The following is an 8,171-nucleotide window of genomic DNA, read 5'->3' as shown; positions in this document are numbered from 1 at the left end:
TCGGCGTCGGAGAGCCGCTCCACGAGCAGCATGCCGACACCCTCGCCCCAGCCCGTGCCGTCCGCGTCCGCCGAGAACGCCTTGCAGCGGCCGTCCACGGAGAGCGCCCGCTGGCGGCTGAAGTCGACGAAGACCTCCGGGGTGGACATGATCGCCACACCGCCGGCCAGCGCCATGGTGCACTCGCCGCCTCGCAGCGCCTGGATCGCCCAGTGCAGCGCCACCAGCGACGAGGAGCACGCGGTGTCGACGGTGACCGCCGGGCCTTCCAGGCCGAGCGTGTAGGCGACGCGGCCGGAGGCGATGCTGCCGGAGTTGCCCGTACCGAGGTAGCCCTCGACGCCGTCCGGCAGGTCACCGACGCCCGTGGCGTAGTCGTGGTACATCACACCGGCGAACACACCGGTCCGGCTGCCGCGCACGGTCGTCGGGTCGATACCGGCCCGCTCGAACGCCTCCCACGAGGTCTCCAGCAGCAGGCGCTGCTGCGGGTCCATGGCCAGCGCCTCACGCGGCGAGATCCCGAAGAACGCCGGGTCGAACAGGCCCGCGTCGTGCAGGAAGCCGCCCTCGCGGGCGTACGAGGTGCCCTGGTGGTCCGGGTCCGGGTGGTAGAGGTTGTCCAGATCCCAGCCTCGGCCGGCCGGGAAGCCGGAGACCGCGTCCGCCCCCTCGAACACCAGCCGCCACAGGTCCTCGGGCGACTCCACGCCACCCGGGTACCGGCAGCTCATCCCGACGATCGCAATCGGCTCGTCGTCCAGGACCGCGACCGCAGCGGCAACCGATGCCTCGGTCTCCTCGCCGACCAGCTCCGAGCGCAGGAAGGCGGCCAGCGCGGCGGGCGTCGGGTAGTCGAACACCAGCGTCGCGGGCAGCCGCAGGCCCGTCGCGCCGTTCAGCTCGTTGCGCAGTTCGACGGCGGTCAGCGAGTCGAAGCCGAGCTCCTTGAACGCCCGGCCGGACTCCACCGCAGCGGCGTCCGCGTAACCCAGCACCGACGCCACCCGAGCGCAGACCAGCTCGAGCAGCACGGCGTCCCGCTCGGCCACGGGCAGCGCGGCCAGCCGCCCGACGAGACCCGAACCGGCCACCGCACCGGACGAGTTGGCCTCGACGGCCCGGCGAACCGGCGTCCTGACCAGTCCGCGCAGCAGCGGCGGCAGCGTACCCGCCACAGCCTCGGCGCGCAGCGCCGCGAGGTCGAGCTGCATCGGGACCAGCATCGCGTCGTCCGCGGCGCATGCCGCGTCGAACAGCGCCAGGCCCTCGTCCGCGAGCATGCCCTGCACGCCGCCACGGCTCATCCGTCGCACGTCGACCTCGGCCAGGCTGCCGACCATTCCGCCGTCCGCCCACGCGCCCCAGGCGAGCGAGATCGCGGGGAGTCCGGCGGCGCGGCGCCGAGCGGCGAGGGCGTCCAGGAAGACGTTGGCCGCAGCGTAGTTGCCCTGGCCGAGGCCACCGAAGGTACCGGCCGCGGAGGAGAAGAGCACGAACGCGCTCAGGTCCAGGCCGGCGGTGAGCTCGTGCAGGTTCAGCGCCGCGTCCACCTTCGGGCGCAGCACGGTGTCGATCCGCTCGGGGGTGAGCGAGGTGACGATGCCGTCGTCCAGAACACCGGCCGTGTGCACCACGCCGGTCAGCGGGAACTCCGCCGGCACGGACGCCAGTACGTCCGCAAGCGCCGCACGGTCCGCGACGTCGCACGCCGCGAACACCACGGAGGCACCCGACTCGCCCAGCTCGGCCGCCAGTTCAGCCGCACCCGGCGCGTCCGCACCACGACGCGACACCAGCAGCAGACTGCGCACCCCGTGCTCGGACACCAGATGACGCGCGACCAGACCACCCAGCATCCCGGACGCACCGGACACCAGGACCGTACCGCTCGCATCGAACACCGGCCCGGCCGCATCGGAGACCGCCGCCACCCGCGCCAGGCGCGGCACCCGTACGACGCCTTCCCGGACTGCCAGTTCCGGCTCGCCGGAGGCCAGGGCACCCGCCACGACTCGGTACGAGCTCTCCGCACCGTCGAGGTCGAGCAGCACGAACCGGCCGGGGTTCTCGGACTGTGCGGAGCGCAGCAGGCCCCACACCGGGGCGTGGACGAGGTCGTCACCACCGGCCACCGCACCACGGGTCACCAGCACCAGGCGGGACGAGGCGAACCGCTCGTCCGCCAGCCACTCCTGGACCATGCCGAGCACACCGTGCAGCACGGCCCGGACCGCCGAGGCGGTGTCCGCACCCTCGTCAGCCAGCGACACGAAGACCGCGTCGGGAACCGCCACGCCGCCGTCCACGGCCGCACCGAGCGCCGCCAGATCGGCGAAGCTCTCGATCCCAGTGCCGAACGGATCGGTTCCGAGGACCGCCCAGCGGCCCACAGCGGCCGCCGACACCGGCAGGGTGGTCCACTCCACCCGGAACAGCGAGTCCACGAAGCCGGCGCGGGCGGCCCGCACCTGCTCCTCGGACACCTCGCGCATCGCCAGCGAGTCGACCGAGGCGACCGGCTGCCCGGACTCGTCCGCCAGCACCAGCGACACCGTGTCCCGGCTGCCCGCCGGGGACATCCGCACCCGCACCGCCGAGGCACCGGCCGCGTACAGGTTCACGCCGTTCCAGGCGAACGGAAGGCGTCCGCCGCCGTTCTCCTCCAGCAGGTTGCCGATGCCGACCGCGTGCAGCGCGGCGTCGAGCAGCGCCGGGTGCAGGCCGAACAGCGCGGCATCCGTACGTGCGCTCTCGGGCAGCCGGACCTCGGCGTACACGTCCTCGTCCTTGCGCCAGGCAGCGCGCAGGCCCTGGAACACCGGGCCGTATCCGAACCCGGCCTCTTCGAACACCTCGTACAGGTCGTCGACCGCGACCGCGACCGCCCCGGCCGGGGGCCACTCCGCCAGCTCGAACGACGCCGTGGTCCCGGCGCTCGGGGACAGCACACCGGTGGCGTGCCGCGTCCACAGCTCCTCGCCGGAGCCGTCCTCCGTGCGGGAGTGCAGGCTCACCGGACGCCGTCCGGACTCGTCGGCCGCCTCGACCGAGAGCTGAACCTGTACGCCACCCTGCTCGGGCAGGACGAGCGGCGCCTCCAGCGTCAGCTCCTCCAGCACGGCGCAACCGACCTGGTCGCCCGCCCGGATCGCCAGCTCCACGAACGCGGTACCCGGCAGCAGCACGCTGCCCATCACCGCGTGATCGGCCAGCCACGGGTGCGACTGTACGGAGAGCCGGCCGGTGAAGAGGAAGCCGTCGACGGCGGCGAGCGAGACGGCCGCACCGAGCAGCGGGTGCCCGGCAGCTGCCAGACCGACCGCCGTGACATCGCCAGTGAGTACGGCCGAACGCTCCGGCCAGTAGTGCTGGCGTTGGAAGGCGTAGGTCGGCAGCTCCACCCGGCGGGCACCCTGACCAGCGAAGACCGCCTGCCAGTCGACGCTCGCACCACGCACGTACGCCTGGGCGACGGCAGTGGTCAGCGTCTGCACCTCGGGTCGGCCGGCCCGCAGCGCCGAGGCGAAGACGACCGCCTCGGTGGCGCAGTCCTGACCCATCGCGGAGAGCACCCCGTCCGGGCCCAACTCCAGGTACGTACGGACGCCTTCGGCCTCCAGCGTGCGGATCGCGTCGTGGAAGCGGACCGCCTCGCGGACGTGGCGCACCCAGTACTCGGCGGTGCGGATCTCGTCCGTGATGTCACCGGTGAGGGTGGAGACGATCGGGATCCTCGGCTCGGCGAAGGTCAGCCCCTCGGCGACCGCACGGAACTCGGCGAGCATCGGCTCCATCAGCGGCGAGTGGAACGCGTGGCTCACCGTGAGCCGCTTGGTCTTGCGACCCTCAGCCGCCAGCTGCTCGGCCGCCGCCAGGACGGCCTGCTCGGCACCCGAAATCACCACCGACGTCGGCCCGTTGACCGCCGCGATACCCACCTCGTCGGTCAGCAGCGGCAGCACCTCCTCCTCGGAGGCCTGCACCGCCACCATCGCACCACCGGCCGGCAGCGCCTGCATCAGACGGCCACGAGCCGCCACCAGCTTGGCAGCGTCCGCCAGCGACAGCACCCCGGCGACATGCGCCGCGGCCAGCTCACCGATCGAGTGACCCGCCAGCAGGTCGGGCCGCAGACCCCACGCCTCGACCAGGCGGAACAGCGCCACCTCGATCGCGAACAGCGCCGGCTGCGTGTACCCGGTCTGATCCAGCTCCTCGCCGCCGAACACCACCTCGCGCAGCGGACGGTCCAGGTACTGGTCCAGGTGCGCGAACACCTCGTCCAGCGCATCCGCGAAAGGCGGGAACGCCTCGTACAGCTCGGCGCCCATACCGGCCCGCTGACTGCCCTGCCCCGTGAACAGGAACGCCGTCCGGCCCTCGACCACCGAACCCTGCACCAGGTTCCCAGCCGACTCACCCGAAGTCAGCGCACCCAGACCCCGCAGGAACTCCGCACGCTCACCCGCCACGACGGCTGCGCGGTACTCGAAGCCCGCCCGTGTCGTCGCCAACGAGTAGCCGAGGTCGGTGACGGTCAGCTCGGAGTCGGTCTCGACTCGCGTTTGGAGCTCCGTGGCCTGTGCCAGGAGTGCCGCCTCGCTCTTCGCCGACACCACCAGCGGCAGCACCGACGGCGCGACCGTCGCCTCGGTGACCGTCTCCTCGACGGCCGGAGCCTGTTCCAGGATCGTGTGCGCGTTGGTCCCGCTGACGCCGAAGGCGGAGATGCCCACGCGGCGCGGACGGCCGGTCTCCGGCCAGTCCGTGGTCTCGGTCAGCAGCGAGACCGCGCCCGCAGCCCAGTCCACGTGCGGGGTCGGCTCGTCCACGTGCAGCGTCTGCGGCAGCACACCGTGCTGCATCGCGAGCACCATCTTGATCACACCGGCGACACCGGCGGCCGCCTGGGTGTGACCGATGTTCGACTTCACCGAACCGAGCAGCAGCGGACGGCCGTCCGAGCGCTCCTGACCGTAGGTGGCGAGCAGGGCCTGCGCCTCGATCGGGTCACCCAGCCGCGTGCCCGTACCGTGCGCCTCGACCGCGTCGACCTCGGCGGCCGTCAGCCCGGCCGACGCCAGCGCCTGGCGGATCACCCGCTGCTGCGACGGACCGTTCGGCGCCGTCAGACCGTTCGACGCACCGTCCTGGTTGATCGCCGAACCACGCACGATCGCCAGCACCGGATGCCCGTTGCGCCGGGCATCGGACAGCCGCTCCACGAGGAGCATGCCCGCACCCTCGCCCCAGCCGGTGCCGTCCGCGGCACCCGCGAACGCCTTGCACCGCCCATCCACCGACAGACCACGCTGACGACTGAACTCCACGAACAGATCCGGCGTCGACATCACCGTCACACCACCGGCCAGCGCCAGATCGCACTCACCGCCCCGCAGCGCCTGCACCGCCAGGTGCAGCGCCACCAACGACGCCGAACACGCCGTGTCCACCGACACCGCCGGACCTTCGAGCCCGAAGGTGTAGGAGAGGCGGCCGGAGACGACACTCGTGGCCGTACCCGTCAGACGGTGGCCCTCGGCGCCCTCCTGGCCCTCGGTCAGGAGCGAGATGTAGTCCTGGCCGTTGGTGCCGATGAAGACGCCCGACTGGCTGCCGCGCAGCGAGGCCGGGTCGATACCGGCCCGTTCGAAGACCTCCCACGAGGTCTCCAACAGCAGACGCTGCTGCGGGTCCATGGCGGTCGCTTCACGCGGGCTGATGCCGAAGAAGGCGGAGTCGAAGCGGGTCGCGTCCTGCAGGAAGGCACCCTTGCGGGTGTAGATCTTGCCGAGCTGGTCCGGGTCCGGGTCGAAGAGGCCGTCCAGGTCCCAGCCGCGGTCGGTCGGGAAGTCGACGACCGCGTCTCCGCCGGCCACGAGCAGCTGCCACAGCTCCTCGGGCGAACGGACGCCGCCGGGGAAGCGGCAGCTCATCGCGACGATCGCGATCGGCTCGTCGTCGACAGCCGACACCACCGTCACCGGCGCGGCCGACTCCGGCTCCCGGCCCAGCAGTTCGGACCTCAGGTGCTCGGCCAGCGCGGTCGCCGACGGGTAGTCGAAGACCAGCGTCGCCGGGAGACGAAGACCCGTCGCCGCGTTCAGACGGTTGCGCAGATCGACCGCGGTCAGCGAGTCGAAACCGAGCTCCTTGAAGGCTCGTCCGGCCTCGACCGCGTCCGAACCCGCGTAACCGAGCACGGCCGCGACCTGCACCCGCACCAGCTCCAGCAGAGCACGGCCACGCTCGACCTCCGAGAGACCCGCCAGACGCTGGGCCAGCGAGGAGCCGACCGCCGCCTTCGAGTCGTCGGACGGTGCCTCGGCAGCAGCCTGGAAGCGCACGACCTCCGGGATCTCGCTGAAGAGAGCACTCGGCCGGATGGCGTGGAACTCCGCGGCGAGCCGCTCCCAGACGATGTCGGCGATCGTCAGTGCGATGTCGCCGCCGTCCAGGGCCTGCTGCATCGCGCTGATCGCCAGGCCAGGTGCCATGCCGGGTACGCCGTCGCGGCGCAGTCGCTCGGCGACCACGTCGTCGGTGGCCAGACCGGCCTCGGCCCAGGCACCCCAGGCGATCGAGGTGGCGGCGAGGCCGTCGGCCCGGCGCTGCTCGGCGAGGGCGTCCAGGAAGGCGTTGGCGGCGGCGTAGTTGCCCTGGCCGGCGCTGCCGACCGAACCCGCCATCGAGGAGAACAGCACGAACGCGGAGAGGTCGAGCTCGGCGGTGAGCTCGTGCAGGTTCAGCGCCGCGTCCACCTTCGGACGCGCCACGGTGGCGAACCGCTCCACCGTCATGCCGTCCACCACACCGTCGTCCAGCACACCGGCGGTGTGGAACACCGCCGACACCTCGACGGACGCCAGCAACTCCGCCAGCGCGGCACGATCGGCCACATCACACGCCGCCACCGTGACAGCAGCGCCCAACTCAGCGAGCTCATCGCGCAGTTCGACCGCACCGGGAGCGTCCAGGCCACGACGGCTGGTCAGCACCAGCTGCTCGGCACCGTTGCGCACCAGCCAGCGCGCGACCTCCGCACCCAGCGCACCAGTACCACCGGTGACCAGAACCGTACCGGCCGGCTTCCAGGCGACACCCTCACCGCGCGCGGCCCGCACCAGACGACGGGCGAACACACCCGACGCCCGAACCGCGACCTGGTCCTCAGCCCCGGCCAGCACACCGGCCAGCCGCCCGAGCGCACGCTCGTCCAGCACCTCCGGCAGATCGACCAGACCACCCCAACGCTCCGGGTGCTCCAGAGCCACCACCCGACCCAGACCCCAGACCTGAGCCTGCAGCGGGTTCGCCAGCCGGTCCGAGCGACCCGTCGACACCGCACCCCGCGTCACACACCACAGCGGAGCGCCGACACCCGCGTCACCCAGCGCCTGCACCAGCGCCAACGTCCCGGCCGTACCGTCGGTCACTCCGCCACCGGCCGGGAGGACGGTCTCGTCCAGGGCCAGCAGCGACAGCACACCGGCCACCGGCCTACCGTCTGCCGGCACCGACCGCAGCGAGTCGGCCACCGAAGCGCGATCCGTACCGGCCGGCTCGACCAGACGCACGTCCGCGCCACGGCCGGCCAGCGTCCGGACCACATCCGCCACAGCGGTGTCCTCGGCAGAGGCCACCACCAGCCAGGTGCCCGACAGCACACCCGCGCCGCCGTCCGTGACCGGCTTCCAGCTGTCGCGGTAGCGCCAGCCGTCCACCGTGGACTGCTCGCGGCTCTGCCGGCGCCAGGCCGACAGCGCGGGCAGTACCGAGCTCAGTGGCTGGTCGCCGTCCAGTTCCAGCGCGGAGGACAGCGCCTGAAGGTCGCCCTTCTCCACGGCCTCCCAGAAGGTCGCGTCCACCGCGTCAACGGGGACCTCGACCGTCGGAGCGGATCCGTCCGACTCCAGCCAGTACCGCTCACGCTGGAAGGCGTAGGTCGGCAGATCCACCCGGCGCGCACCACGGCCGCCGAGGAAGGACTGCCAGTCCACCCGAACGCCCCGCACATGGGCCTCGGCCAGCGACGCGAACAGCCGCTCCAGACCGCCCTCGTTGCGACGCAGCGTGCCGAACGCGGCAGCGTCACGCCCGCTCTGCTCGACGCTCTCCTGAACCGCCATCGCAAGCACGGGGTGCGCGCTGACCTCGATGAAGGTTCC

1 protein-coding gene is annotated in these 8,171 nt (G+C 72.4%); it reads right to left on the bottom strand.

The window, feature by feature from the left end; all coding sequences use genetic code 11:
• A partial coding sequence (locus ACZ5ON_RS35465; protein WP_465601591.1) for an SDR family NAD(P)-dependent oxidoreductase occupies nucleotides 1-8,141 on the bottom strand: 8,141 nt, incomplete at its 3' end.
• Nucleotides 8,142-8,171 lie beyond the last annotated feature (30 nt).

Source organism: Kitasatospora sp. NPDC032150, assembly GCF_055579945.1.
Note: the sequence above shows the minus strand (reverse complement) of the source record. Positions and strands in the feature narration are given on the sequence as shown.